Raw genomic sequence first — 26097 nt, 5'->3', positions numbered from 1 at the left:
CGCGGCAGCCGATCAACCCGAAGGTGACCGATGACTCGGAAGCTGCTCCTGCCCGCCACCGCCCTCACCATCGCGACCGCGCTCGCGATGGCCGGGTGCTCTCCCTCTTCCGAGGCCGACACGGGCGGAGGTGAGGCGAAGACCGGCGGAACCCTCAAGGTCCTCGCGAACGGCGACGTCGACCACCTCGACCCGCAACTCGTCGCGTACGTGCCCACGTACAACGTCATGCGCTCCGTCTCGCGCTCGCTCCTCAGCTACACGGCGAGCAACGACGCCGCCGAGCGCATCGTCCTCCAGCCCGACCTCGCCGAGGCCGTCCCCGAGCCGAGCGACGACGGGCTGAGCTACACGATCACGCTCCGCGACGGCATCACGTGGGGCGCGCCCGACGGCGAGCGCGCCATCGTCGCCGCCGACGTCGAACGCGGCCTCAAGCGACTCTGCAACCCGCTCATCTCGGGTGCCCTCGCCGGGTACTTCACCGGCCTGATCGAGGGCATGGACGAGTTCTGCACCGGCTTCGCCGAGGTCGCGCCCGAGGTCGACCCGATGCGCGAGTACATCGAGACGGCCGACATCGCCGGCATCGAGACGCCCGACGAGAAGACGGTCGTCTTCACGCTCACCAAGCCCGCGAGCGACTTCCCGTTCATGCTCTCGCTCGACGCGGCCGACCCGGCGCCGATCGAGGCGCTCGACAACCTGCCCGACTCGCCCGAGTTCCGCCGCGCCTTCGTCTCCTCGGGCCCGTACAAGGTCGCCGAGTACACCCCCGACGCGAAGCTCGTGCTCGAGCGCAACGAGGCCTGGAACGCCGACAGCGACCCGCTGCGCAAGGCCTACGTCGACTCGATCGAGATGACCATGGGCGTCGAGGGCGACGCCGCCATGCAGCAGCTGCAGGCCGGCTCCGCCGACATGCTGTTCGACCTCGCGCCGAGCCCCGCGAACATCCAGCAGCTGAAGGCTGCGAACGACGAGAAGTTCACCACCATGGCGAACGGCGGCGTCGACCAGTTCATGTGGATCAACACCGCATCGCCGAACAACGGCGGGGCGCTGCAAGACCTGAAGCTCCGACAGGCGCTCCAGTACGCCGTCGACAAGACGGCCGTGGTGCAGACCATGGGCGGCGAGGATCTCGCCGGCGTCACGAACGGCATCTTCGGCCCCGGCATCCTCGGCCACGAGGAATACGACCCGTACCCCGCGAACGACGGCAAGGGCGACCCCGAGAAGGCGAAGGAACTCCTCGCGGAGGCCGGATTCCCCGACGGCATCACGCTGAAGCTCCCGTACCGCAACGTCGGCACCCAGCCCGACATCGCGCAGACCGTGCAGGCGAGCCTCGAGCGCGCCGGCATCACCGTCGAACTCTCGCCGGTGCCGCCGACCGACTACTACGCCAACTTCATGTCGAACCCCGAGAACGCCAGCTCGGGCGCCTGGGACATCGCCCTCGTCGGCTGGTCGCCCGACTGGCAGGGCGGCGCCGCCCGCAGCGTCTTCCAGCCGCAGTTCGTCTTCGACGGCACGCACCAGACGTACAACTACGTCGACTTCAACAGCGAGGAGGCGAACGTGCTCGCCGAGCAGGCGCTCGCCGCCACCACCGCCGAGGAGCAGGGCTCGCTCTGGCACCAGGTCGACGAGGCCGTCATGGCCGACTCGCCGATCGTGAGCATCGCGTACCGGCTCAAGGCGAACTACCGCTCGGCGCGCGTCGGCGGGTTCGTCGAGTACGCGCAGAGCCAGAACGGCGACTGGACCAACCTCTGGCTGAACGACTGAGTTCCACGAGCCATCCATGAAGTCTCGGGCGGCCGGCCGCGAACGGCCGGCCGCCCGAGCGAGGAAGGAAGCAGCAATGACGCTCCTCGACGTCTCGAATCTCGTCGTCGACATCCCCACCGAGGACGGCACGGTGCACGCCGTGCAGGATGTCTCGTTCGAGGTGCACGAGGGAGAGTTCTTCGGCATCGTCGGCGAATCCGGATCGGGAAAATCGGTGCTCGTGCAGTCGATCATGGGTCTGGTGGCGGGTGCGCGCACGAGCGGAACCGCGACCTTCAGAGGCCGTGACCTGCTTTCCCTGGACGACGCCGGGATGCGCTCGGTGCGGGGCCGCGAGATCGGCATGGTCTTCCAGGACCCGCTCTCGAGCCTGCACCCCCAGTACACGGTCGGCTGGCAGATCGTCGAGCAGATCCGGGCGCACCGCAAGGTGTCGCATCAGGAGGCGAAGGCGCGCGCGATCGAACTGCTCGAACGGGTGCACATCCCCGATGCGGCCACCCGGTTCGACGCCTACCCGCACCAGTTCTCCGGCGGGATGCGGCAACGCGTGATGATCGCGATGGCGCTCTCGCTCGAGCCGGCCCTCCTCATCGCCGACGAGCCAACCACCGCGCTCGACTCGACGGTGCAGGCGCAGATCCTCGACCTGCTCGATGAGATGCGGCGCGAGTTCGGCACGACGATCGTCATGATCAGCCACGATCTCGGCGTGCTCGCACGCGTCGCCGACCGGGTGATGGTGATGTACGCGGGCCGTCGCATGGAGCTCGGCGAGAGCCGGAGCGTGCTCGGCTCGCCCGCGCACCCCTACACCGCGGGGCTCCTGCGCTCCTCGTCGTTCAACCGTGCGCCGGGCACCCCGCTGGTGCCCATCGGCGGCAAGCCGCCGAGCCTGCTCGCCCCGCCGAGCGGTTGCGCGTTCGCCGCCCGCTGTCCCGACGCGATGTCGATCTGCTCAGAGCGGCCGCCGCTGCGGCGCTACGACGACGGCACCGAGGTCTCCTGCTGGCTCGAGGGCGAGCCGAGCGAGCCGGCGGCGCCGACCATGCCCGCCGCCGTCGAACCGCGCACCGACGACCCCGCCGCCGACGCGGCGATCGTGCGGGTCGAGGGGCTGCAGCTCGTGTTCCCGCAGCGACGGGGTCCGGATCGGGTGGTGCTCGACGGCATCGACCTCGAAGTCCGGCGCGGCGAGACCCTGGGGCTCGTCGGCGAGTCAGGCTGCGGGAAGACGACGCTCGCGCGGGCGATCGCGGGGCTCGTCGCGCCGAGCGCCGGCCGGGTGACCTTCGACGGGCACGAGCTCTCCTCGCTCGGACGACGGCAGTGGCGGGACCTCCGTCGTCGCGTGCAGCTCGTCTTCCAGGACCCCTTCGGCTCGCTGAACCCGCGACGCCGGGTCGGCTCGATCATCGGCGACCCGTTCCGCATCCACGGCGTGGCCTCCGGCGCCGAACGCCGGGTCGAGGTGCAGCGGCTCATGGAGCTCGTGGGGCTGAACCCCGAGCACTACAACCGATTCCCGTCGCAGTTCTCGGGCGGTCAGCGCCAGCGCATCGGCATTGCCAGGGCCATCGCCCTGAACCCCGAACTCGTCATCCTCGACGAGCCGGTCTCCGCGCTCGACGTCTCCATCCAGGCGCAGGTGCTGAACCTCCTCGACGAGCTGCAGCGCACCCTCGGCCTGACCTACCTGTTCATCTCGCACGACCTCTCGGTCGTCCGCCACGTCTGCGACCGCATCGCGGTCATGGAGGGCGGACGCATCATCGAGCTCGGCGACGCCGACCGGCTCTACCGCGACCCGCAGCAGCCGTTCACCCGGAAGCTGCTCCAGGCGGCCGCCCCCGAGATCGTGCACGTGCCCACCCGTCGACGGCTCGTCCGTCCCTACCGTCCCATCGAGGTCGCCCGCCCAGCCGAGGCGGGACCCGCCGCCGTCCACGGGCGCCCCGCCGAGAGCGCCGCGAACGAGAGGAGTCGAGTGTGAAGGCGCCGACCGTGAAACTCGCCACGCCCAGAACCGCGGCGATCGCCGCCCGCAACTCGGCCGACGTGCAGCTGCGCGGCTCGTGGTTCCTGACGTTCGCGCGGCTCCGCCGCGACCCGGCGAGCATCGCCTCCCTGGCGGCGATCGTGCTGATCGTGCTCTTCGCGCTCGCCGCACCGCTCGTCGCCGCATGGACGGGGCACGGCCCGAACGAGCAGTTCCGCGAGACCGGGCTGAGCCCGTCGGGCATCCCCGTCGGGCCGTCGGCCGAGTTCCTGTTCGGCGCCGATCAGCTCGGGCGCGACGTGCTGGTCAGGCTCGCGTACGGTGCGCAGGTGTCGCTCCTCGTCGGCGTGGTCGCGTCGATCGCCGCCTCCGTCATCGGCGTGTCCGTCGGGGTCGTCGCCGGCTTCTTCGGGGGCACGGTGGACACCGTTCTCAGCCGCATCACCGACCTCGTGATGAGCGTGCCGTTCCTGCTCTGCGCGATCGCCCTCGTCGCGGTGCTCGGCCCGAGCCTGCCGCTGTCGATCGCGGTGATCGTGTTCTTCAGCTGGACCGGGCTCGCCCGGGTGATCCGCGGCCAGGTCATCGCCCTGCGGCACCGCGAGTTCGTCGAGGCCGCCCGCTCGCTCGGCGCGAGCCGCACCTCGATCATGTTCCGCGACATCCTGCCGAACCTCGTCGTGCCCATCATCGTGTACACGACCCTGATGATCCCCTCGGCGATCGTCTTCGAGGCGACCCTGTCGTTCCTCGGGCTCGGCATCGTTCCGCCGACGCCGAGCTGGGGCAACATGCTCGCCGACGCGGCGAACGGCTCGCTCTATCTCATCGCGTGGTGGATGGTGGTCGTACCCGGCGGCGCGCTGCTCGCCCTCACCCTCGCGTTCAACCTGCTCGGCGACGGCCTCCGCGACGCCCTCGACCCGTCGGCCTCGAAGGGAGGCAAGGGCGCATGATCCGCTATCTGCTCTCACGGGTGGGCTTCGGCCTGCTCGTGCTGTTCCTCCTCAGCGTCTTCGTCTTCGTCCTGTTCTACGTCTCGCCGTCCGATCCCGCCCGCATCATCGCGGGAGACAAGGCGACCGAGGAGCTCATGGCGCAGATCCGCGTCAAGCTGGGGCTCGACCAGCCGATCTACGTGCAGTACCTGAACTTCATCGGCAACCTGCTCCGCGGCGACATCGGCTTCTCGTACCGCTCGGGCCTGCCGGTCTCCGACCTCCTGTACCAGCGCATCCCGGTCACGATGTCGCTCGTGTTCGGCGCCGTGGTGCTGTGGCTCGCGATCGGCATCCCGATCGGCATCGGCTCCGCGAAGCACCCGGGGAGCCTGCGCGACCGTCTGGGTCAGGGGTTCGCGATCGTGGGCATCAGCTTCCCGACCTTCGTGCTCGGCATGATGGCGCTCTACCTCCTGTACTTCCTGCCGTCGAAGGCGGGCGTGAACCTGTTCCCACCGGGCGGGTACGTGCCCTTCGCAGAGGACCCGCTCGGCTGGGCCTGGCACCTGATGCTGCCCTGGATCACGCTCGCCCTCGTCGTCGCCGCGGTCTACGCGCGCCTCACCCGCGGGCAGATGCTCGAGGTGCTCGGTCAGGACTACATCCGCACCGCGCGGGCGAAGGGCCTCTCCGAGCGGCGCATCACCTACCGGCACGCGTTCCGCAGCGCCATGCCGCCGCTCGTCACCCAGCTCGGCATCGACATCGGTCTCATGCTCGGCGGCGTCATCGTGATCGAGCAGGTGTTCGGCCTGCTCGGCGTCGGCAGCCTCGCGGTCACGAGCGTCGCGATGCAGGACCGACCGGTGATCATCGCGATCGTCCTCCTCGGCGGGCTCTTCGTCGTGGTCGCGAACCTCGTCGTCGACCTGCTGTACGCGCTGCTCGACTCGCGCGTGCGCACGGCGGCCCGATGAGCGCGGCCGGATACCTCGTCGGGCGGGACGTCGTCGCGAGGGAGCTGTGGGTCGACGTCCCCCTCGACTGGGACGACCCGGCGGGGGAGACCATTCGCGTGTTCGCCCGCGAACTCGTCGACGCGCGCCGCGCGCACGAGCGGCTGCCGCTGCTCGTGTACCTGCAGGGCGGGCCGGGCGGCAAGTCGCCGCGGCCCACGGGGCGCGAGGGGTTCCTCGCCGCCGCCCTCGGGCGGTTCCGCGTGGTGCTGCCCGACCAGCGCGGCACCGGGCGCTCGACGCCCCTCGACGGCGAGTCCTTCGCCCGCTTCGACGCAGCCGAGCAGGCGCGCCGGCTCGCGCTCCACCGCGCCGATTCGATCGTCCGCGACCTCGAGGCCCTGCGTGCGCGCCACTACGACGGCGAACCGTGGTGGACGCTCGGGCAGAGCTACGGCGGATTCCTGACCCTGCACTACCTGTCGGTCGCCCCCGAGGCGATCACGGCGGCGGCGATCGCGGGCGGTCTGCCCTCGATCGAGCCCTCCGCCGACGAGGTGTACGCGCGCACCTTCCCGCGCGTCCTCGCGAAGAACGCCGCGTTCGATCGGCGGTTCCCGCACCTCGGCGAGGTCGTCGGCCGGGTGGCCGACCACGTCGAGGCGAACGAGGTCCGCCTGCCCGACGGCGACCTCCTGACGGTGCGGCGGCTGCAGACCCTCGGCTTCGACTTCGGCATGGCGGTCGGGTTCGACCGGGTGCACTGGGTGTTCGACGAGGCATGGGCGGATGCCACGGAGGATCGACTCTCCGCGACCTTCCTCGCCGAGGTGCAGCGGCTCACCGGGTTCGAACGGAACCCGCTGTTCATCGCCCTGCAGGAGAGCATCTACGGCCCCGGCCCGACCGGGTGGGCGGCCGAGCGTGCGCGTGCCGCCCGACCCGAGTTCGACTCGGCGGCGAGGCCGCTGCGGTTCACGGGCGAGATGGTGTTCCCGTGGATGTTCGACGAGATCAGGGCGCTGCGCGGGTTCGGCGCGGGCGTCGAACGGCTCGCGGAGACGGACACCCCGATCGCGCTGTACGATCCGGTGCGCCTCGCCGCCAACGAGGTGCCCGTGCAGGCCGCCGTCTACCACGACGACATGTACGTCGACGCGGGCCTCTCGCTCGAGACCGCCGCCCGGGTCGGCGGTCTCGAGACCTGGATCACCAACGAGTTCGAGCACGACGGCCTGCACCAGGGCGACGTCGCCGAGCGACTGTTCGCCGCGCTCGAGGTGCGCCTCGGCACGGCACCCACCACGAGCGGCCCGCGACCGGGCCGGGAGGAGAGACGATGACCACGAACGACACCGCCGCGACCGCGACGATCGCGGAGGCCCCGGTGCTCGCCGCCGAGCAGGCACCCGCCCGCTCGATGCCGCAGCCCGCCGAGCCCGATCCGCGCATGCCGAGGCTCGCGCGCTCGCCGGGGTTCCGCGAGTTCATGCAGCACGGGTGGGGCGAGGCCGACCGCACGCCCACCGTGCCGGGCGGCGCGCCCGCGGCCGCCGCCGCGCACCGCGGGCGACTGTCCGCCGCATTCCCGGGGCACGTGCTCGCGGTCGCGGCCGGCCGCGCCCCCATGCGCGTGAACGACAACGCGCACGAGTTCCGCGCCGACAGCGACTTCCTCTGGCTCGTCGGCGCCGCCGTCGAGGACGCGGTGCTCGTGCTCGAACCTGCCGGCTCCGGACACGACGCCGTGCTCTACCTGCCTGCGCCGTTCCGCCCGGGCGACGAGGGCTTCTTCGCCGACCCGCTGCGCGGCGAGCTCTGGGTCGGGCCGCTCGCGGGCCTGCGCGAGTACGCCGAGGCGCTCGGGCTGCGCACCCGGCCGATCGAGGAGCTCGCGCTCGCCGGAGACGCCCTCCTCGCCGGGACCGTTCCGTCGAACGGCCCCGCCGCGACGATCGCCGCGCACCCCCGGTCGGGCGAACTCGCCCGCGTGCTCGCCGAACTCCGCATGATCAAGGACGACTGGGAGCTCGCCGAGCTGCGGCGCGCGGTCGACACGACGGTCGACGGGTTCGCGGCGACCGCGCTCGAGATCCCGAACGCGGTGCGCCGCGGCGGGGAGCGCTGGCTGCAGGGCACCTTCGACCGGCACGCCCGCACCTTCGGCGCGGGCACCGGGTACGCGTCGATCGTGGGCTCGGGCGCGCACGCGCCGATCCTGCACTGGGTGCGCGCCGAGGGCGACGTCGACCCCGAGGCGCTGCTCCTGCTCGACCTCGGCGTCGAGCGGCGATCGGGCTACACCGCCGACGTCACCCGCACGCTGCCCGCATCGGGGCGCTTCACGACGGCGCAGCGCGAGGTGCACGACCTCGTCGAGGCCTCGCACCGGGCGGGTCTCGCCGCCGTCGGGCCGGGCCGCGACTGGGCCGACTTCCACACCGCCTGCATGGAGGTGCTCGCCCGCGGCCTCGCCGACTGGGGCCTCCTGCCCGTGTCGGTCGACGAGGCGCTCGCCCCCGAGGGGCAGCAGCACCGCCGCTACATCGTGTGCGGTGTCGGCCACCACCTCGGCATCGACGTGCACGACTGCTCCTCGGCGAGCCACGCCGCGTATCAGGGGGCGAAGATGCGCCCGGGCATGGCGCTCACCGTCGAGCCGGGGCTCTACTTCCACGCCTTCGACGAGACCGTCCCGCCCGAGCTGCGCGGCGTCGGCGTGCGCCTCGAGGACGACCTCGTCGTCACCGAGCACGGCAGCGAGGTGCTGTCGGACGGGCTTCCGATCGACGCCGCCGGCATCGAGGCCTGGATGTCACGACTCGCGTGACCCGCGGCGCCGGTTCGCGGCATCCGCTCGGATCTGGCAGAATAGTTGGTTGGACCGCCGCCCGACCCTCTATCCGGCCGTGGTCCGCCCAACTCGAGCTTCCGCCGGGTGTGCACCCCACGCTCCAGGCGATCGGTTCAACCTTTTCTACACATTCAGGAGAATCGTGGCTGTCAAGATCCGTCTCAAGCGTCTCGGCAAGATCCGTGCGCCGTACTACCGCATCGTCGTCGCCGACTCGCGCACCAAGCGCGACGGTCGTGTGATCGAGGAGATCGGCAAGTACCACCCCACCGAGAACCCCTCGTTCATCGAGGTCGACTCGGAGCGTGCCCAGTACTGGCTCTCCGTCGGCGCGCAGCCGACCGAGCAGGTGCTCGCCATCCTCAAGCTCACGGGCGACTGGGGCAAGCACAAGGGCGACGCGAACGCCGTCTCGACCGTCCAGACGAAGGCCGCCAAGGTCGAGTTCGTCGCCGACGAGAAGAAGAAGCCGGTGCTGAAGCCCAAGGCCGAGAAGCCTGCTCCCAAGGCCGAAGAGGCCCCCGCCGAGGCCGAGGCCGAGGCTGGCGAGACCGCGACGGACGAGGCGTAAGCCTTGCTCCAGTCCGCGCTCGAACACCTCGTCAAGGGGATCGTCGATCACCCTGACGATGTGAAGGTCGTCTCCGCGTCGAGCGCACGCGGCGAGGTCCTCGAGGTTCACGTGAACCCCGAGGACCTCGGTCGCGTCATCGGCCGCGCCGGCCGTACGGCGAAGGCGCTCCGCACGCTCGTGACCGCGCTGGCCGATGGCCGCCGTGTGCGTGTCGACGTCGTCGACACCGACGACTGACGTGGCCGAGACACCCGGCACCCAGCTCCGCGTGGGTCGCCTGACGAAGGCCCACGGCCTCAAGGGCGCCATCAAGCTCGAGCTCTACACCGACGACCCCGAGCGCCGCTTCGTTCCCGGAGCGGTGTTCTCGTTGCAGGTCCCGAAGGACTCGCCGTGGCACGGCAAGCACCTCACCCTCCGTGAGGTGCGCTGGTTCAACGGCCAGCCCGTCGGCTTCTTCGAGGGCGTCGACGACCGCACCGCAGCCGAGTCGCTGCTGAAGGCGATCCTCTGGGTCGAGCACGTCGACGACGAGGCTCCCGAAGACGATGCCTGGTACGACCACCAGCTCATCGGCCTCGCGGTGCTTCGCGAGGGCGTACGCATCGGCGAGGTCGCCCGCGTCGAGCATCTGCCCGCGCAGGACCTGCTCATCGTGCGCGTCGACGACGAGAACGCCGCCGACCGCGACGTCATGGTGCCGCTCGTCTCGGCGATCGTGCCCGAAGTCGACCTCGAGGCCGGCACGCTCACCGTCACGCCGCCGGCCGGGCTCTTCGAAGAGCTCGCCGAGAGCAGCACGACGGATGACACGGCAGCCCCCGTCGCCGACGGCGACGCGCCTGCCGAGTAGGTCGTCGATGCGCGTCGACATCGTCACGATCTTCCCCGAGTTCTTCTCGGTGCTCGATCTGTCCCTCCTCGGCAAGGCCCGCGAGTCGGGCCTGCTCGAGGTGACGGCGCACGACCTGCGCGACTTCACGCACGACCGGCACCGCACCGTCGACGACACGCCGTACGGCGGCGGTGCGGGCATGGTCATGAAGCCCGAGCCGTGGGGCGAAGCCCTCGACTCGATCGTCGGCCCCGAGGCATCCGACGCCCTGCTCATCGTGCCCTCGCCCGCGGGCGAGCCGTTCACGCAGGCGATCGCACGCGAACTCGCCGAAGAGCAGCACCTCGTCTTCGCCTGCGGGCGATACGAGGGCATCGACCAGCGCGTCGTCGACCACTACGCCACCCGCATGCGCGTGCGGCTCATCTCGCTCGGCGACTACGTGCTGAACGGCGGCGAGGTCGCCGTCATGGCGATGATCGAGGCCGCGGGCCGGCTCGTGCCCGGCGTCGTCGGCAACCCCGAGTCGCTCGTGGAGGAGTCGCACGAGAACGGCCTGCTCGAGTACCCGAGCTACACGAAGCCCGCCGAGTGGCGGGGACTCGAGGTGCCGCCCGTGCTGCGCTCGGGCAACCACGGTGCGGTCGCGACCTGGCGCCACGAACAGCAGGTGGAGCGCACCCGTCGGGTGCGGCCCGAGCTGCTCGGCGAGACGGGCGACGGCGCGGCCACCTCGGCGTGAGGCGTTCTTCACGCGCCCGAAACATGCGGCTCGCCGCCCCGTAACACCCGCTTCATAACGTCGAATCGGCGGGCACCATCGATTCCCCGCCGGAGAGCGCGGGTCGGAGCATGGTCGTCACGAGTGCAGCGCCGGCCCCGCTCGACCCCTTCGCCGGGGCGAAACCCCTGCGACTCGTCGCGGTGACGCACGGCGCCCCGTCGGCGGCGAACCGCGAGGCGATCATGCGACTCGTCGACGGCGTCGCCTCCGCACGACCCGAGCTCGAGGTCGCGATCAGCTTCGTCGACGCGAGCGACGGCGACCTCGCCTCGGCGCTCGTCGGCGGGGGCGCCACCGCACCGGTGATCGTGCCGCTCGTGCTCTCGGCCGGGTTCCACGTGCGCACCGGGCTCTCGCTCGGGCTCGAACGGCTCGGCGCCGAGGTCGTGCTCGCCGACGCGCTCGGCCCCGACGACCGCATCGTCGAGGTGCTCGCACGCCGGCTCGCCCGGGCGGGGCTCGACGACGACGCCGTCGTCGTGCTGGCCGCAGCGGGCTCGAACGACCCGCGTGCGGTGCGCGAGTGCTTCGAGACCGCCCGGCGCCTGGGCCACCGACTGGGCCGCGCCGTCACGGTCGGGTTCATCGCCGCCGCCATCCCGCGGCTGCCCGACGCGATCGAGATGATCCGCGAGGTGCACCCGGGGGCGCGCATCGCGATCGCCCCGTACCTGCTCGCGCCCGGCGCCTTCACCGATGCGGCCGTCGCCGCCGGAGCCGAGCTCGTCGCCGAGCCGCTGCTGCTGCCGCGCGAGGCCGCCGCACCCGAACTCGTCGAGCTCGTGCTCGACCGGTATCACGCGGCGTCGGCGTCGGCGTCGGCCGAGCGTCGCGTCGCGGCCGAACTCTAGGCGCGCACGGCGCACGGCGCACGGCGCACGGCGCACGGCGCACGGCGCACGGCGCACGGCGCACGGCGCAGGGCGCGCGCGCACCGGGCGGCCAGGCCGTGCGGCGGCGCCGCCGGCCTCAGCTTGCGAGGCGCCGCACGCCGTCGGCGTCGCCGACCGCAACCGCATCACGCTCAGCCGCCGATGCGGCGAACCGCGCGAGCACCTCCCCGATGCGCCCCTTGCACCCGCCGCAGCCGGTGCCGGCCCGGGTGTCGCGGCCGACGCAGGCGACGGTCTCGCATCCGCTCGCGGCCGACTCCTCGATGCGTTCGACGGTGACGCCGTTGCACCAGCACACCGTCGCGGCAGGGGCGAACGCGTCGCCCGACGCGGCCGGGTCGTCGTCGGGGCCGTCGAAGCGCAGCAGCAGCGAACGGTCGGCCGGCAGCTCGGCGCGGCGCTCGAACAGCAGGGTCAGTTCGGCGGCGGTGCGGGGCATCCCGACGCTCGCGAACCCGGTGAGCACGCCGTGCTCGGTGACCATCTTCACGTAGCGGTGGTGCTCGGGATCGGCCCATTGGGCGACCCGGCGCGCCGGATGGTCGGGGTGCTCGTCCCACGGTTCGGCCGAGACGTCGCCGACGGCGACGACGTCGAGGTGCTCGGCTTTCAGCATGACGATCGCCTCGCGTTCGGCGGGCAGGGCGGCTGCTCCGGCACGGGCGGGCTCGATGATGTCAGGGCGTTCGGATGCCACGTGGCGGGCCTCCTCCGCGAGGCGGGCCGCAAGCCACTCGGCCTGCCGCCACCCTGGTCCGATGAGCCCCGCCGGCGCGCCCGGCAGGTGCTGTCCGTGGGCGTTCTCGCTGGTCTGTTCGACGATCTGCGCGCAGTCGCCGACGGCGAAGACGGCGGGGTCGCTCCACGAGGCGAGCCAGGGGTGCACGACGATGCCCGCGGCGGTGCGGAGACCCGCGAGGGTCGCGAGCTCGCTCCGCGGGCTCACGCCGCACGAGAGCACGAGGAGGTCGCCGCGCAACTGCTTGCCGTCGGCGGTGACGAGCTGGTCGAACCGGCGTTCGCCGTCCTCGCCGTCGCGGAACCCCACGGCCTCCGCGCGCGAGTTGGCCACGACCGTGACGCCCGTGCGGCGAAGGGCTGCCCGCAGCACGAGGCCGGCACCGCGGTCGAGGTTGCGGGGCATCGGGTGCGGGCCGTGGTGCACGACGCAGACCTCGGCACCGGCGTGGGCCGCGGCGAGCGCGAGTTCGAGGCCGAGCACGCCCGCGCCGAGCACGACGACGCGCTGCCGCGCCTGCACCGCAGTGAGCACCCGTTGGGCGTCGGCGAGGTCGCGGAGCGCCGTGATGCCCGTGGGCAGTTCGTCGTCATGCCCGACGAGCCGGTCGCCGTGCTTCTCGAGCGCCGCGAGGTCGCGCGTGCCGCGTTCGACGCCGTCGAGGGTGGGCACGTTGGCTCGCGCACCCGTCGCGAGCACGAGCCGGTCGTACGGCAGGTGCTCGCCGTCCTCGAGGGTGACGAGGCGATGCTCGCGGTCGATCGCGCGCACGGCCGTGCCGAGGCGCAGCCGCGCCCCCGCCGACTCGGCGGCCGCACGATCGCCGACGAGCATCGCATCGAGCGCCGTGCCGCCGACCGCGTACTCGGCGACGAGCACCCGGTTGTACGCCTCGACGTCTTCCGTGCCGACGACCGTGAGCTCGACGACCCCGTCGGCGACGGCGGGCAGGAGCTCCTCGACGAAGCGGGCGCCGACGGGGCCGTAGCCCACGAGCACGATGCGGAGCGGCTGGGCGGAGGGCTGGGGGGTCATGCGCGGGCTCCCGTCGTGGCGAGTGGCTCGGCCGGGGTCGTGGCGAGCGGGTCGGCGTGAATCGTGACGGGCGGTCCGGGCGCTGCCGCCCGCCGTATCCGCACCCGGTTCGACTTGAACTCGGGCATCGCCGAGATCGGGTCGACCCGGTCGCTCGTGAGCAGGTTCGCCGCGTCGGCGCCCGCGAAGTGGAACGGCAGGAACACCGTCTCGATGCGCACCTCGGTCGTGCACTGCACGGGGCAGACGAGGCGACCGTGTTCGTTCGCGAGTTCGACGAGCTCGCCGTCGGCGAGTCCGAGGCGGGCCGCGGTCGCCGGGTGCATGGCCGCCCGGAGCGCGGGTTGCGCCTGCAGCAGTTCGGGGACGAGCCGCGTCTGCGCACCGCTCTGGTAGTGCTCGAGGAGCCGTCCGGTCGTGAGCGCGAGCTCGTCGGCGGCGGGGCCGTCGAGCGAGGCCGACCGCACCCGCACGGCGACGAGGCGGGCGAGTCCGTCGGGGTGGGCGAACCGTTCGGCGAAGAGCCGCGGAGTGCCGGCGCCGCCCCGGGGGTACGGCCAGTACGCGGCCTCGCCGCGGTCGAGCATCGCGTAGTCGATGCCCGAGTAGTCGGCGAGGCCGCCCTCGGAGGCGAGCCGCAGCTCCTCGAAGACCCGCTCGGGGTCGGTGTCGAAGGCGGCCCGGCAGTCGAGCCGGCGTGCGAGTTCGGCGAGCACCCAGAGCTCGTCGCGTGCACCGGGCGGCGGGTCGACCGCTCGCCGTCGCCGCAGCACGCGCCCCTCGAGCGAGGTCATCGTGCCCTCCTCCTCGGCCCACTGGAGCACGGGCAGCACGATGTCGGCGAGCTCGGCCGTCTCCGACCGCAGGAAGTCGCAGACGACGAGGAGGTCGAGGGCCGCGATCCGTTCGCGCACCGCCGCGACGTTCGGCGAGGAGACCGCGAGGTTCGAGCCGTGCACGAGGAGGGCGCGCACGCCGCCGTCGCGCCCCAGGGAGTCGAGCAGCTCGACCGCCGGCAACCCCGGCCCCGGGATCTCGGACGGATCGACGCCCCACACGCGAGCCACATGTGTGCGCGCCGCCGGATCGGTGATCTTGCGGTAGCCCGGCAGCTGATCGCACTTCTGCCCGTGCTCGCGCCCGCCCTGGCCGTTGCCCTGCCCGGTGAGGGTGCCGTACCCGCTGCCCGCCCGGCCGGGGAAGCCGAGCAGGAGCGCGAGGTTGATCGCGGCCGTCGCGGTGTCGGTGCCGTCGACGTGCTGCTCGACGCCGCGCCCCGTGAGGATGTAGGTTCCGCCGCCCGCCGCGAGCCGCCGGGCGAGGCGCCGCAGCACGGTCGCGGGCACCCCGGTCGCCGCCTGCACCCGCTCGGGCCACCAGCTCGCGACGCTCCGGCGGAGCGCCGCGAACCCGACGGTGCGACGCTCCACGTACTCGGTATCGACGAGGCCCTCCGCGATCACGACGTGCGCGAGCCCGAGCAGCAGCACGAGGTCGGTGCCGGGCGCGGGCTGCACGTGCACGCCCTGCCCGTCCTCGGTGAGCCGCGCGGTCGCGGTGCGGCGCGGGTCGACGACGACGAGCCCGCCGGCCGCCTGCGCCCCCGCGAGGTGTCCGATGAACGGCGGCATCGTCGCGGCGGGGTTCGAGCCGAGCAGCAGCACGGTCGACGCCGCGTCGAGGTCCTCGACGGGGAACGGCAGCCCCCGGTCGACGCCGAACGCCCGGTTGCCGGCCGCCGCGGCCGACGACATGCAGTAGCGGCCGTTGTAGTCGATGCGGCTCGTGCCGAGCGCGAGCCGGGCGAACTTGCCGAGCAGGTAGGCCTTCTCGTTGGTGAGGCCCCCGCCGCCGAAGACGCCGACGGCGTCGGGCCCGTGTTCGGTTCGGATGCCGCGCAGCCGCGCCGCGACGAGGTCGAGCGCCGACTCCCAGGAGGTCTCGTGCAGTGCGCCGTCCGCGCCCCGCACGAGCGGCGCAGTGAGGCGGGCGGGGTGCGCGAGGAGCTCCGCCGAGGTCCACCCCTTCTTGCACAGTCCGCCCCGATTCGTCGGGAACTCGCGCGGCGAGACGCGCACCGGCGGCCCGCCCGGCGCCGTGGCATCCGGCGCAACGAGGGTCATGGCGCACTGCAGCGCGCAATAGGGGCAGTGGGTCGCGGCGTCGGCTCGTGGCATCCGGGCTCGTTTCAGATCTGCTGACCGCGCGACCGGGCCGGGCGCACGTAGACGAGGGCGGTGAGGGCGAGGAGCACGGCGTAGCCGGCGACGAAGCCGAGGAAGGCGCCCGCGTACCCGCCGGTGGTCTGGAACGAGAGATTCAGGGCCTGCGGGATGAGGAACCCGCCGTACGCGCCGATCGCGGAGATGAGGCCGAGGGCCGCGGCCGCCTTGCGCTTCCGCGCCGTCTCGTCGCCCGAGGCGCGAAGTGCGAACACGATGGGGACCATCCGGTAGGTCGAGCCGTTGCCGATGCCCGCGGCCGCGAACAGCAGCAGGAACAGGCCGAGGAACCCCCAGAAGCCCGTCACCGGCAGCGCGAGCACGACCGCGAGCGTGATCGTGCCCATCGCCGCGAACGCGCACATCGTGATGCGCGCCCCGCCGAAACGGTCGGCGAGCCGGCCACCGTACGGGCGGGCGAGCGAGCCGACGAGCGCGCCGAGGAACGCGAGCGACACCGAGGCTCCGCCCACCGCGATCGCCCCGAAATCGGGGAACTGGTCGGCGATGAGCTTCGGGAACACGCTCGCGAAGCCGATGAAGGAGCCGAAGGTGCCGATGTAGAGCAGCGACAGCACCCACAGGTGCGGCTCGCGGAGCGCCGCGGCCGAGCCCGCGAGGTCGGCCTTCGCGTTCGAGAGGTTGTCCATGCGGCGCCACGCGCCGACCATCGCGACGAGGATGAACGGCACCCAGATCCAGCCGGCGAGCGGCAGGTTCACGGCGGCACCCGCCCCGATCGTGATGACGATCGGCACGACGAACTGGGCGACCGCCGCGCCGAGGTTGCCGCCCGCGGCGTTCAGCCCGAGCGCCCAGCCCTTCTCGCGCTGCGGGTAGAAGTAGGTGATGTTCGACATCGAGCTCGCGAAGTTGCCGCCGCCGAAGCCTGCGAGCGCGGCCGCCGCGAGCAACACGCCGAACGGGGTGTCGGGGTTCGCGACGCACACGGCCAGGGCGATCGCGGGGGCGAGGAGGAGCCCCGCCGAGATGATCGTCCAGTTGCGGCCGCCGACGAGGGGCACGAGGAACGAGTACGGGATGCGGAGCGTCGCGCCGACGAGGCTCGGGATCGAGATGAGCCAGAAGATCTCACCCGTCGAGAGCGCGAAGCCCGCCTCGGGAAGGCTCACGGCGACGATCGACCAGAGCTGCCAGACCACGAAGCCGAGGAACTCGGCGAAGATCGACCAGCGCAGGTTGCGGCGGGCGATCGCGCGCCCGGCCCCTTCCCACTGCGCGTGATCCTCCGGGTCCCAGCCGTCGATCCAGCGCCTCGGGCGGATCGTGAGCGCGGTGGCGACGGTGGCCGCCGCACTCGATCGTGGGGCTTCGGTGTCGGGGGTGTCGCGGGTGTCGACGGTGTCGGTCATCTTCGCCTCCCGGGCGGTCGTTCGCGGTCGGAACTCGTGCCGCCGACGCTACGGAGCCGGTGTTTCCGCGGGACGCGCCGCCCGTGAACGCTGGGTCTCGAGGTGCTCACCCGCGGTACGGCCGGGTGTGAGGCGCCGTTCAGACATCGATCCGGTACCCGCGTTTGACGACCGTGGCGATGAGCCCGGGCACGCCGATCGTCTGGCGCAGCCGGCTCAGCGCCACCTCGAGCGCGTGCGGGTCGTTCGTGCCCGGCAGTCCGGACGCGAGCCGGTCGCGGGCGACGACGGCGCCGTGCGCGAGCACGAGGGTGCGCAGCAGCGCGAGCGCAGCGGGCGCGAGCGGCACCCGGCGCGCGTCGATGTCGAGCACCGAGCCGCGCAGCGCCAGCGGGCCGTGCCGCGTCTCGAGGCGCAGCACCCGCGACTGCTCGAGGTGCTCGCAGACGAGGCGGATGAGCGCGCCCATCCGGAACCGTTCGGGCTGGATCGGCACGATCCCCGCATCGAGGAGCGGCGCCGCCGTCACGGGGCCGACGGCCGCCGCGACGACCTGCCCGCACATCGCGTCGACGAGCTCGTCGTAGCGCCCGCGCGCCTCGGCCGCCCCGAACAGCGCATGCACCGCGGGCGCACTCGTGAAGGTGATCGCGTCGAGCCCGCCCGAACAGGCGGCGTCGATCAGCCGATCGACCCGGTCGTCGTCGGCGTCGGTCTCCACCCAGCGGTACGGCTCGACGGTGAGCACGTGCGGGTGCGCCGCCCGCAGGCGGTCGAGCTGATGCGCCTGGAGGAACCCGTGCAGTTGCACCGCCACGGTGAGCCCGTCAGGGTAGCGGTCGAGCACCTCGTCGATGAGCGACTCGGTCGTCTCCTCGACGCTCATCCCGACGTCGTTGAGCCCCGCCGCGCGGATCCCGCCGCGCGCCTTCGGCCCCCGGACGAGGATCGCCGTCGCGGCGAGCGCCTCGACGAGGTCTTCGCCGAGGCCCGCCGAGTCGGCCACCTCGAACCAGCGGCGCACCCCGTAGGCGGTCGTCGCGAGCAGCACATCGGGCCGTGCGGCGATGATCGCGCGGGTGTCGGCGATGACGGGGTCGTCGCTCGCGGCGTTCGCCATGCGCAGGGTCGGGGCGTGCAGCACCTGGGCGCCGCGGCGGGCGAGGGCGTCGATGAGGTCGGCCGAGCGACGGTCGCTCGTGACGCCGATGCGGAACCCCGTCAACTGGTCGGGCCGGAAGCCCGGCGCGCACTCCGTGGCATCCGTCATGCGATCACCGACATCGCGGCCGCGCGGGCCATCAGCTCGCCGGCCGCCGCGTCGCCGTCGTGCGCGAGGCGCACGACCTCGCCGACGACGACGACCGCGGGGGAGGCGACGCGGGCGAGTCCCGCGATCGCGACGATGTCGGCGAGGGTGCCGACGGTGGTGCGCTGCTCGGGGCTGAACCCGCGTTCGACGACCGCGATCGGATGCTCCGCCGGGAGGCCGTGACGGGCGAGCCCGGCCGCGAGCCGCGGGAGGGTGGCGATGCCCATGAGCACGACGATCGTCCCGCCGAGCCCCGCGAGGTGGGCGAGCTCCTCCTCGGAGAGCGGTGCGTGCCCCGAGACGACCGTGAAGAGGTGGCTGACCCCGCGATGCGTGAGCGGGATCCCGGCGGACGCGGGCACCGCGATCGCACTCGTGACGCCCGGCACCACCTCGACGGGGATGCCCGCCGTGTGGCACGCGAGCACCTCCTCGCCGCCGCGCCCGAGCACGTAGGGGTCGCCGCCCTTCAGGCGCACGACATGGGCGCCGGATGCCGCGTACCGCACGAGCATCGCCTCGATCTCGTGCTGGGGCACGGCGTGGTGCCCCGGGGTCTTGCCGACGTCGACGATCTCCGCCTGCGGGGCGAGCTCGGCGAGTCCGTCGTGCGGTGCGAGGCGGTCGACGAGCACGACGTCGGCCTCGGCGAGGGCGCGCACCGCCCGCACGGTGAGGAGGTCGATCGCACCGGGGCCGCCGCCCACGAGGGTGACCCGACCGGTCATGCGAGCTCCTCCCGCGTCGGAATGGTCGCCCCCGCGATCAGCACCGCGCCGCCTGCCGTGCCGTCCGCCGCGCCCGCGGCGCGCTCCTCGGCCGTCGCCGGACGGAACTGCTCGCGCTCGGCGACGCGCGCGATCGACGGGTCGGGGGTGTGCGGTGCGTTCACGAACGAGCGGAATCGCCGCAGGCGCTCGGGGTCGGCGAGCGTCGCCGCCCACTCGTCCTCGTAGTGCTCGACGTGGGTGGCGACGGCGGCTTCGAGCTCGGCCGCGAGCCCCAGACGGTCGTCGACGACGACCTCGCGTACGTGCTCGAGCCCGCCCTCGAGGTCCTCCATCCACCGGGCGGTGCGCTGCAGCCGGTCGGCCGTGCGGATGTAGTACATCAGGTAGCGGTCGATGTAGCGGATCAGGGTCTCGTCGTCGAGGTCGCTCGCGAGCAGCTGCGCGTGCGCCGGCTGGAACCCGCCGTTGCCGCCGACGTACAGGTTCCACCCCTGATCGGTCGCGATCACCCCGACGTCCTTGCCGCGCGCCTCCGCGCACTCGCGCGCGCACCCCGAGACGCCGAACTTCAGCTTGTGCGGCGAACGGAGTCCGCGGTATCGCAGTTCGAGGCGGATCGCCATCGCGACCGAGTCCTGCACGCCGTAGCGGCACCACGTCGAACCCACGCAGCTCTTCACGTTGCGGAGCGCCTTGCCGTACGCCTGCCCCGACTCGAAGCCCGCATCGACGAGCTGCCTCCAGATCTCGGGCAGCTGGTCGAGCCTGGCCCCGAACAGGTCGATGCGTTGGCCGCCCGTGATCTTCGTGTACAGTCCGAACTCCTGCGCGACCGCGGCGATCACGGCGAGTTTCTCGGGGGTGATCTCCCCGGCGGGGATCCGCGGGACGACCGAGTACGTGCCGTCCTTCTGCATGTTCGCCATCGCCCGGTCGTTCGTGTCCTGGAGGCCTCCGCGCCCACCGTCGAGGATGTACGAACCGTGCTGCGTCGCGAGCACCGACGCGATCACGGGCTTGCAGATGTCGCAGCCGCGACCCGTGCCGAGCCGGGCGATGATCTCGTCGAACGAGGTCAGCCCGAGCACGCGCACCGACTCGAACAGCTCCTGCCGCGAGAGCTCGAAGTGCTCGCACAGGGCCTTCGAGAGCGTCGCGCCCGACTTCTTGAGCTCGGCCTCGAGGAGCTTCTTCACGAGCGGCACGCACGAGCCGCACTGGGTGCCCGCGCGCGTGCACGTCTTCAGGGCGCCGAGCTCGGTGCAGCCCTCGGCGTGCCCGGTGCCGCCCGATTCGCCGCCGCCCTCGCCCGTGATCGCGTCGCGGATCGTGCCCGCCGTGACGTTGTTGCACGCGCAGACCAAGGCCGAGGCGGGCAGCTCGTCGCCCGCGGGCGGGGCCATGCCCGACGCCGAGAGGTACGCGGCCGGCTCGGCCGACAGCTCGGTGCCGAGGAGCGGCCGGAGGCTCGAGTACGGCGCCGCGTCGCCGACGAAGACGCCGCCGAGCAGGGTCTTCGCATCGTCGGTCATGACGAGCTTCTGGTAGAGCCCGCGTGCCGGGTCGGCGTACACGATCTCGAGGGCGTGCTCGGTCCGGGCGAGCGCGTCGCCGAAGCTCGCGACGTCGACGCCCGAGAGCTTCAGCTTCGTCGCGTCGTCGACCGTCGTGAACTCGGCCGAACCGCCGAGCAGCCGGTCGGCGACGACCTCGGCCATCGCGTTCGCGGGGGCGACGAGCCCGGTGCAGCGGCCCTCGAAGCTCGCGACCTCGCCGATCGCCCAGATGCCGGGCATCGATGACGCGCACGCCGTGTCGATCGCGACGCCGCCGCGCGGGCCGAGCTCGAGACCCAGTTCGCGGGCCAGCTCGTCGCGCGGGGAGATGCCGATCGCGAAGACCACGAGATCGCAGTCGATGCGACGCCCGTTCGTGAGCTCGACGCCGACGACCTCGCCCGCATCCACGAGCACCGCCGTCGGCCGTGCCCCGAGGTGCAGCCCGATGCCCTGGCCCGCGATGATGCGGCCGAGCGCGCGGCCCGCGCCCTCGTCGAGCTGCGCCGACATGAGCCATCCGCCCGAGTGCACGATCGCGGCATCCGCACCGAGGGCCGCGAGACCGCCCGCCGCCTCGAGCCCCAGCAGACCGCCGCCCGCGACGACGACCTGCGCCGGCCGGCCGCGCGCCGCGGTGAGCGCCGCCGTCTCGGCGACGAGCGCGTCGACGTCGTCGATCGTGCGGTAGACCCGGGCGTGCTCAGCGCCCGGGAGCTCGGGCACGGGGGCGCTCGAGCCGGTCGCGAGCACGAGCTCGTCCCAGTTCAGCACCCGACCCGTCGAGGTCGTCGCCGTCCTGGCGGTCGCGTCGACGGTCTCGACGCGTTCGCCGACGACGAGCCCGACGTGTTCGGAAGCCCACATCGTGCCGGGCTGGAGCGTGAGGTCGGTCGTGCCGTCGGCGAGCCGGGTGCTGAGCGCGACCCGGTCGTAGGGAGCGTGACGCTCCTCGCCGACCACGGTCACCCGCAGGCTCCGGCCCGCGTCGCGGGCGTGCAGGCTGTCGGCCAGGCGGTGGGCCGCCGGCCCGCCGCCGACGATGACGACGTCGCGCACCCCGGCGCCGCGGTTCTCGGTCGTGCTGCCGGTCATGCTGCCTCCCCGGATCGGATGAGGCGAGCGTAGGAGCGGGGCGTTTCGGGGCTGTTTCGGCGCGGTAACCGTGGTGCACCGCGTCCGCACGTCGCCCGCGCGAGGCTGTGAGGCGGCTTTCACCCGGCCGAAACACGGCGAACCGCTCGGTGAAACGGGCGACGGCTAGCGTCGACCGCACGACGATCAGCGCCGACGCACGACGCACGACGCACGACGCACGAGGAGGAACGCCATGACGATGACCGCGACGAGCACCACCTGGCTCACCGCCTGCGGAATCGAGGAACTCGAGCCCGGCTGGGGCGAGGTCGCCCTGCACGGCGAACGGCAGATCGCGCTCGTGCGCCTCGGCGCTGAGGAGGTGTACGCCGTCGACCACCACGACCCGCACACGGGCGCGCCCGTCATGGCGCGCGGCATCGTCGGGTCTCGCGGCGAACGCCCGACCATCGCCTCGCCGCTGCACAAGGAGGTCTACGACCTCGGCACGGGGGAGTGCTTCACCGACGCGGCGCTCGTCCTCCGCACGTATCGCACGCGCGTCGTCGGCGGCATGCTCGAGGTCGAACTCGAACGTTGAGCGGGCGCAGCGGTGCGCACCGCTGCACCCGCACGGGCGCGTCAGCCGCGCGCGGTGAGGACGATCGGGTCGCCGTCGGTGATGGCGATCGTGTGCTCGACGTGCGCGCCGCGCGAGCCGTCGGCGCTGCGGAGGGTCCAACCGTCGGGGTCGGTGAAGATCTCGTCGGTCGTCTGCAGGAACCACGGCTCGATCGCGACGACGAGGCCGGGCTTCAGCGGCAGACCGCGACCAGGGCGACCGTTGTTGGGGATGTGCGGGTCGCCGTGCATGGTGCGCCCGACGCCGTGCCCGCCGAAGTCGGTGTTGATCGAGAAGCCGTCGGCCTTCGCCACGTCGGCGATCGCCCGCGAGATGTCGCCGATGCGGTTGCCGGTGCGTGCGGCGGCGATGCCGGCGTCGAGGGCGCGCTGCGTGGTGTCGATGAGGCGGAGGTCTTCGGCGCGGGGCGTGCCGACGACGATCGAGATCGCCGAGTCGGAGACCCAGCCGTTCAGCGAGGCCGCGAAGTCGAGGCTCAGCAGGTCGCCGTCGCGGAGCGTGTAGTCGCGGGGGAGGCCGTGCAGCACGGCGTCGTTCACCGAGGTGCAGATGACCTTGCCGAACGGGCTCGCGCCGAACGACGGGTGGTAGTCGATGTAGCAGCTCTCGGCGCCCGCCTTGCGGATCATCTCGTGCGCGAGCGCATCGAGCTCGAGCAGATTGACGCCGACGGCGGCCGCCTTCGACGTCGCCTCGATGACGCTGGCCACGAAGCGACCCGCGGGTCGCATCTCCTCGATCTCTGCAGGGGTCCGGAGTTCAATCACGAGTCCATTCTGTCGTCTCCGCCCTGAGTGAACACCCTGCACCTTCGCAGTCGGGCGGATTACGCTGGCCTCATGCTCATCCGGCGCCTCTTCTACCGCTGGCAGTTCATCGCGATCATCGCGCTGCCGGTGTGGCTGCTCGTGGGTTGGGCGATCTTCGGTGCGGGCGGCTGGGGCACCCTCGGTCTCGTCATCGTCGTGCCGGTCGCCTTCCTCACGCTCGGCGTCGTCGCGCTCCTCGTGAACGCCCGCCCGACGGTGCGCGCCGAGCGCGCCGTCTCCTGGACGGACGTGGGCGTCCTCGGCGCCTGGCACGCCGCGCTCATCGCCACCGGGTTCTACGGCGACGCGTCGACGTTGTTCGGCGTGCTCGCGATCATCGCGGCGGTCGCGGCGTTCTGGGTGGCGCTCTGGCAGCTCGTGAAAGACGGCGCGAAGCGCATGAACGCCTCGATGGCCGAGTTCGAGCGGCTCGCGACCGAGCAGCAGGGCGGCGTTCCCCGTCAGGATGCCCCGGGCACCCGCCGTCCTCCGTTCGACGACGGCGACGACGGCGACGACGTCATCATCATCCACGAGCGGCGCGACTGACCCGAGCGACCGCGGCGCCGTGGCATCCGCGCCGCTTTGCCTGCCGGGCACCCGGCATGGCACAATAGAGGATTGTGCCGCTGCGGGAGCGATCCCGCCGACGTCTCTGCCTCCGGGGAGCATGCGACGCGCGGGTTCTTCCGTGCGAGGCGGCGCCAGATTCTTTCCATTCAAGATCCGCGTTCGACCGGTTGCGGGCGCAGAGAGCGAACATCATGCACATTCTCGACCATGTCGACGCCGCGAGCCTGCGGTCGGACATCCCCGACTTCCGCCCCGGCGACACCGTCAAGGTGCACGTGAACATCATCGAAGGCACCCGCTCGCGTATCCAGGTCTTCCAGGGCGTCGTCATCGGCCGCTCGGGCGAAGGCGTGCGCGAGACCTTCACGGTCCGCAAGGTCAGCTTCCAGGTCGGCGTCGAGCGCAAGTTCCCGGTGCACTCGCCGGTCATCGACCACATCGAGATCGTCACCCGCGGTGACGTCCGTCGCGCGAAGCTGTACTACCTGCGCAAGCTCCGTGGCAAGAAGGCCAAGATCAAGGAGAAGCGCGACGCCTGATCCGCGCGAATCGCGGTCTCCCGCGAACTCCGACCGAGCTCCCCACCAATACAATGGTGGGGAGCTCGGGCGGTTAAATGACAGAAGACACCACCATGCGCGAAGACCGCGCTGGTTCGGCATCGTCGCGCGGTAGACAGCGCGGCATCCTCCTCTTCCTTCGCGACCTGCTCGTCATCTTCGTGGTGGCGGTGTTGGTCTCATTCCTCATCAAGACGTTCCTCATCAGGTCGTTCTTCATCCCATCGCAGTCGATGGAGATGACCCTGGTGAAAGACGATCGCATCATCGTGAACCAACTGGTGCCCGAGGTGACGCCGATCTCGCGCGGCGACGTCGTCGTCTTCAAGGACCCGGGCGGCTGGCTGCCCGCGCGCGTCGAAGAACCGCAACCGCCGCTCGTCGCCGCGTTCGACTGGTTCATGGCGTTCGTCGGCCTCTCGGCGCCCGATTCGAACGACCACCTCGTGAAGCGGGTCATCGGGCTGCCCGGCGACCACGTCGTGTGCTGCAACGCGCTCGGCCAGATGAGCGTCAACGGCGTGCCGCTCGACGAGTCGCCCTACGTCGCCCTGCCGCCCGGTGAGACCAAGGTCTCCGAGGTCGACTTCGACGAGACGGTGCCCGAGGGGGCGCTCTGGGTGATGGGCGACAACCGCGGCAACTCGAAGGACTCGCGTTACAACGCTGACACCCCGCTGAAGGGCTTCGTGCCGATCGACAACGTCGTCGGGCGCGCGTTCGTCGTGAGCTGGCCCGTGTCGCACTGGGCGTGGCTCGACAACTACCCGACGGTCTTCGAGGGCGTCGACGAAGGCACCGGCTGATGGCTGCGCAGGCGATCCCCAATCTCCGCGCCGAGCGCGAGCTCTTCGACGAGGGCGCACCGTTCGTGCTCGCCTGCGACGAGGTCGGGCGGGGCGCGCTCGCGGGCCCGGTCAGCGTGGGACTCGTCGTGATCGACGCCTCGGTGCGGCGCATGCCGGCGGGGCTCCGCGACTCGAAGCTCATGACCGAGCCGAAGCGCGACGCGATGGCGCCGCGCGCGGCCGCCTGGGTGCGCGCGTGGGCCGTGGGCGAGGCCTCGGCGGCCGAGATCGACGAGCTCGGCATCATGGCGTGCCTCGGCCTCGCGGGCGCACGCGCCTTCGCCGCGCTCGCCCCCGGCACCGGGCTCGCCGACGAGGTGGCGGGTTCGCCGCTCATCCTCGACGGCAACCACGACTGGTTGAGCCCGGCGATCGCGCGCCGGGTCGCCGTGCGCACCCGCATCAAGGCCGACCGCGACTGCGCCTCGGTCGCGGCCGCCTCGGTCATCGCGAAGGTGCACCGCGACGGCGGGATGCGGCGCGCCCACGCCGACACTCCGCTCTACTCGTGGGACGAGAACAAGGGGTACTCGAGCCGCGCGCATTTCGCCGCGATCGAGCAGCACGGACCGAACGCCCTGCACCGGCGCACCTGGCTGCATGAACGCGAGCCCGAGGCCCCGGCCCTCTTCGACCTCGGCGTAGGATGAACAGCGATGGATGAAGACGAGTTCGAAGACTACGACCGCGAAGTCGAGTTGGCCCTGTACCGCGAGTACCGAGACATCGTCTCGCAGTTCAAGTACGTGGTCGAGACCGAGCGACGGTTCTACCTCGCGAACGAGGTCGAATTGGTGCGCCGTGACACCGAGCACGACTTCTACTTCGAACTGACGATGAAGGACGTCTGGGTCTGGGACGTCTACCGTGCCGATCGCTTCGTGAAGGCGGTACGCGTGCTCACCTTCAAGGACGTCAACGTCGAAGAGCTCGCGACCCGCGAGTTCGAGCTGCCGAAAGAGCTCGCGCTCGACGAGTAGTCGATT

24 protein-coding genes are annotated in these 26097 nt (G+C 72.1%); 17 read left to right on the top strand and 7 right to left on the bottom strand.

Features of this window, described 5'->3' with window-relative positions; translation table 11 throughout:
- Nucleotides 1–30: 30 nt before the first annotated feature.
- From ACFVTX_RS01145 to ACFVTX_RS01095, 11 genes are all read left to right on the top strand, one after another.
- Nucleotides 31–1794 (top strand): ABC transporter substrate-binding protein, encoded by a 1764-nt coding sequence (locus tag ACFVTX_RS01145; protein WP_386897319.1) that lies wholly within the window; start codon nt 31–33, stop codon nt 1792–1794.
- A 16-nt stretch (nt 1795–1810) separates the two neighbouring features.
- Nucleotides 1811–3790, top strand: coding sequence for a dipeptide ABC transporter ATP-binding protein (locus tag ACFVTX_RS01140; protein ID WP_386897317.1), 1980 nt, complete (start codon nt 1811–1813; stop codon nt 3788–3790).
- An 11-nt stretch (nt 3791–3801) separates the two neighbouring features.
- Nucleotides 3802–4752 carry an ABC transporter permease gene (locus ACFVTX_RS01135; RefSeq protein ID WP_386897315.1) on the top strand — a complete coding sequence of 317 codons (951 nt, stop codon included), beginning with the start codon at nt 3802–3804 and terminating at the stop codon, nt 4750–4752.
- On the top strand, nt 4749–5714 hold the full coding sequence (locus tag ACFVTX_RS01130; protein ID WP_386897313.1) for an ABC transporter permease: 966 nt from the start codon (nt 4749–4751) through the stop codon (nt 5712–5714). The genes ACFVTX_RS01135 and ACFVTX_RS01130 overlap by 4 nt, the downstream gene beginning before the upstream one ends.
- Nucleotides 5711–7036, top strand: a complete 1326-nt coding sequence (locus tag ACFVTX_RS01125) for an alpha/beta fold hydrolase (RefSeq protein WP_386897311.1) — start codon at nt 5711–5713, stop codon at nt 7034–7036. Before ACFVTX_RS01130 ends, ACFVTX_RS01125 begins: the two co-directional genes overlap by 4 nt.
- A complete protein-coding gene (locus ACFVTX_RS01120) occupies nt 7033–8523 on the top strand; it encodes an aminopeptidase P family protein (protein ID WP_386897309.1) in 1491 nt (496 codons plus the stop codon). The genes ACFVTX_RS01125 and ACFVTX_RS01120 overlap by 4 nt, the downstream gene beginning before the upstream one ends.
- Before the next feature lie 166 nt (nt 8524–8689).
- Entirely contained in the window at nt 8690–9118 is a 429-nt protein-coding gene (gene rpsP / locus ACFVTX_RS01115) for a 30S ribosomal protein S16 (protein WP_386897307.1), read from the top strand.
- 3 nt (nt 9119–9121) lie between these two features.
- Entirely contained in the window at nt 9122–9358 is a 237-nt protein-coding gene (locus tag ACFVTX_RS01110; protein WP_056651189.1) for an RNA-binding protein, read from the top strand.
- The gene (gene rimM / locus ACFVTX_RS01105; RefSeq protein WP_386897305.1) at nt 9315–9974 is read left to right on the top strand and encodes a ribosome maturation factor RimM; all 660 of its coding nucleotides are present in this window, start codon (nt 9315–9317) and stop codon (nt 9972–9974) included. Before ACFVTX_RS01110 ends, rimM begins: the two co-directional genes overlap by 44 nt.
- A gap of 7 nt (nt 9975–9981) precedes the next feature.
- A complete protein-coding gene (trmD, locus tag ACFVTX_RS01100; RefSeq protein WP_386897303.1) occupies nt 9982–10698 on the top strand; it encodes a tRNA (guanosine(37)-N1)-methyltransferase TrmD in 717 nt (238 codons plus the stop codon).
- A 110-nt stretch (nt 10699–10808) separates the two neighbouring features.
- The gene (locus ACFVTX_RS01095) at nt 10809–11591 is read left to right on the top strand and encodes a sirohydrochlorin chelatase (protein WP_386897302.1); all 783 of its coding nucleotides are present in this window, start codon (nt 10809–10811) and stop codon (nt 11589–11591) included.
- Between the two features lie 118 nt (nt 11592–11709).
- On the opposite strand, the gene ACFVTX_RS01090 is transcribed toward ACFVTX_RS01095, so the two are convergent.
- The 6 genes from ACFVTX_RS01090 to nirB all read right to left on the bottom strand — a co-directional run bounded on the left by ACFVTX_RS01090 (nt 11710) and on the right by nirB (nt 21696).
- Nucleotides 11710–13407, bottom strand: a complete 1698-nt coding sequence (locus ACFVTX_RS01090; RefSeq protein WP_386897300.1) for an FAD-dependent oxidoreductase — start codon at nt 13405–13407, stop codon at nt 11710–11712.
- Complete coding sequence (locus ACFVTX_RS01085; RefSeq protein WP_386897299.1) at nt 13404–15584, bottom strand: molybdopterin oxidoreductase family protein; 2181 nt, start codon at nt 15582–15584, stop codon at nt 13404–13406. The genes ACFVTX_RS01090 and ACFVTX_RS01085 overlap by 4 nt, the downstream gene beginning before the upstream one ends.
- A gap of 11 nt (nt 15585–15595) precedes the next feature.
- Complete coding sequence (locus ACFVTX_RS01080; protein WP_386897298.1) at nt 15596–17002, bottom strand: MFS transporter; 1407 nt, start codon at nt 17000–17002, stop codon at nt 15596–15598.
- A gap of 139 nt (nt 17003–17141) precedes the next feature.
- Nucleotides 17142–18272 carry a uroporphyrinogen-III synthase gene (locus ACFVTX_RS01075; protein ID WP_386897296.1) on the bottom strand — a complete coding sequence of 377 codons (1131 nt, stop codon included), beginning with the start codon at nt 18270–18272 and terminating at the stop codon, nt 17142–17144.
- A complete protein-coding gene (gene cobA / locus ACFVTX_RS01070; RefSeq protein ID WP_386897294.1) occupies nt 18269–19042 on the bottom strand; it encodes a uroporphyrinogen-III C-methyltransferase in 774 nt (257 codons plus the stop codon). The genes ACFVTX_RS01075 and cobA overlap by 4 nt, the downstream gene beginning before the upstream one ends.
- A complete protein-coding gene (gene nirB, locus ACFVTX_RS01065; RefSeq protein ID WP_386897293.1) occupies nt 19039–21696 on the bottom strand; it encodes a nitrite reductase large subunit NirB in 2658 nt (885 codons plus the stop codon). Before nirB ends, cobA begins: the two co-directional genes overlap by 4 nt.
- Before the next feature lie 235 nt (nt 21697–21931).
- On the opposite strand from nirB, the gene nirD reads away from it, so the two are divergent.
- Complete coding sequence (nirD, locus tag ACFVTX_RS01060) at nt 21932–22279, top strand: nitrite reductase small subunit NirD (protein WP_386897291.1); 348 nt, start codon at nt 21932–21934, stop codon at nt 22277–22279.
- A 41-nt stretch (nt 22280–22320) separates the two neighbouring features.
- Here the strand turns inward: nirD and map are convergent, their stop codons facing one another.
- Nucleotides 22321–23088, bottom strand: a complete 768-nt coding sequence (map, locus tag ACFVTX_RS01055; RefSeq protein ID WP_386897289.1) for a type I methionyl aminopeptidase — start codon at nt 23086–23088, stop codon at nt 22321–22323.
- A gap of 72 nt (nt 23089–23160) precedes the next feature.
- Between map and ACFVTX_RS01050 the strand changes: the two genes are divergently transcribed.
- From ACFVTX_RS01050 to ACFVTX_RS01030, 5 genes are all read left to right on the top strand, one after another.
- Nucleotides 23161–23679, top strand: coding sequence for a hypothetical protein (locus ACFVTX_RS01050; RefSeq protein ID WP_386897287.1), 519 nt, complete (start codon nt 23161–23163; stop codon nt 23677–23679).
- Between the two features lie 215 nt (nt 23680–23894).
- Nucleotides 23895–24242 (top strand): 50S ribosomal protein L19, encoded by a 348-nt coding sequence (gene rplS / locus ACFVTX_RS01045; RefSeq protein WP_386897285.1) that lies wholly within the window; start codon nt 23895–23897, stop codon nt 24240–24242.
- Nucleotides 24243–24319: 77 nt separating this feature from the next.
- Complete coding sequence (gene lepB / locus ACFVTX_RS01040) at nt 24320–25069, top strand: signal peptidase I (protein ID WP_386897284.1); 750 nt, start codon at nt 24320–24322, stop codon at nt 25067–25069.
- A complete protein-coding gene (locus tag ACFVTX_RS01035; protein WP_386897282.1) occupies nt 25069–25761 on the top strand; it encodes a ribonuclease HII in 693 nt (230 codons plus the stop codon). The genes lepB and ACFVTX_RS01035 overlap by 1 nt, the downstream gene beginning before the upstream one ends.
- 6 nt (nt 25762–25767) lie before the next feature.
- A complete protein-coding gene (locus tag ACFVTX_RS01030) occupies nt 25768–26091 on the top strand; it encodes a DUF2469 family protein (protein ID WP_386897280.1) in 324 nt (107 codons plus the stop codon).
- Nucleotides 26092–26097: the final 6 nt, after the last annotated feature.

The sequence above is a fragment of the Agromyces sp. NPDC058136 genome (genome assembly GCF_042884375.1).
Lineage (GTDB): Bacteria > Actinomycetota > Actinomycetes > Actinomycetales > Microbacteriaceae > Agromyces.
The sequence above is the reverse complement of the archived record's forward strand: the minus strand, read 5'-3'. Positions and strand labels throughout refer to the sequence as shown.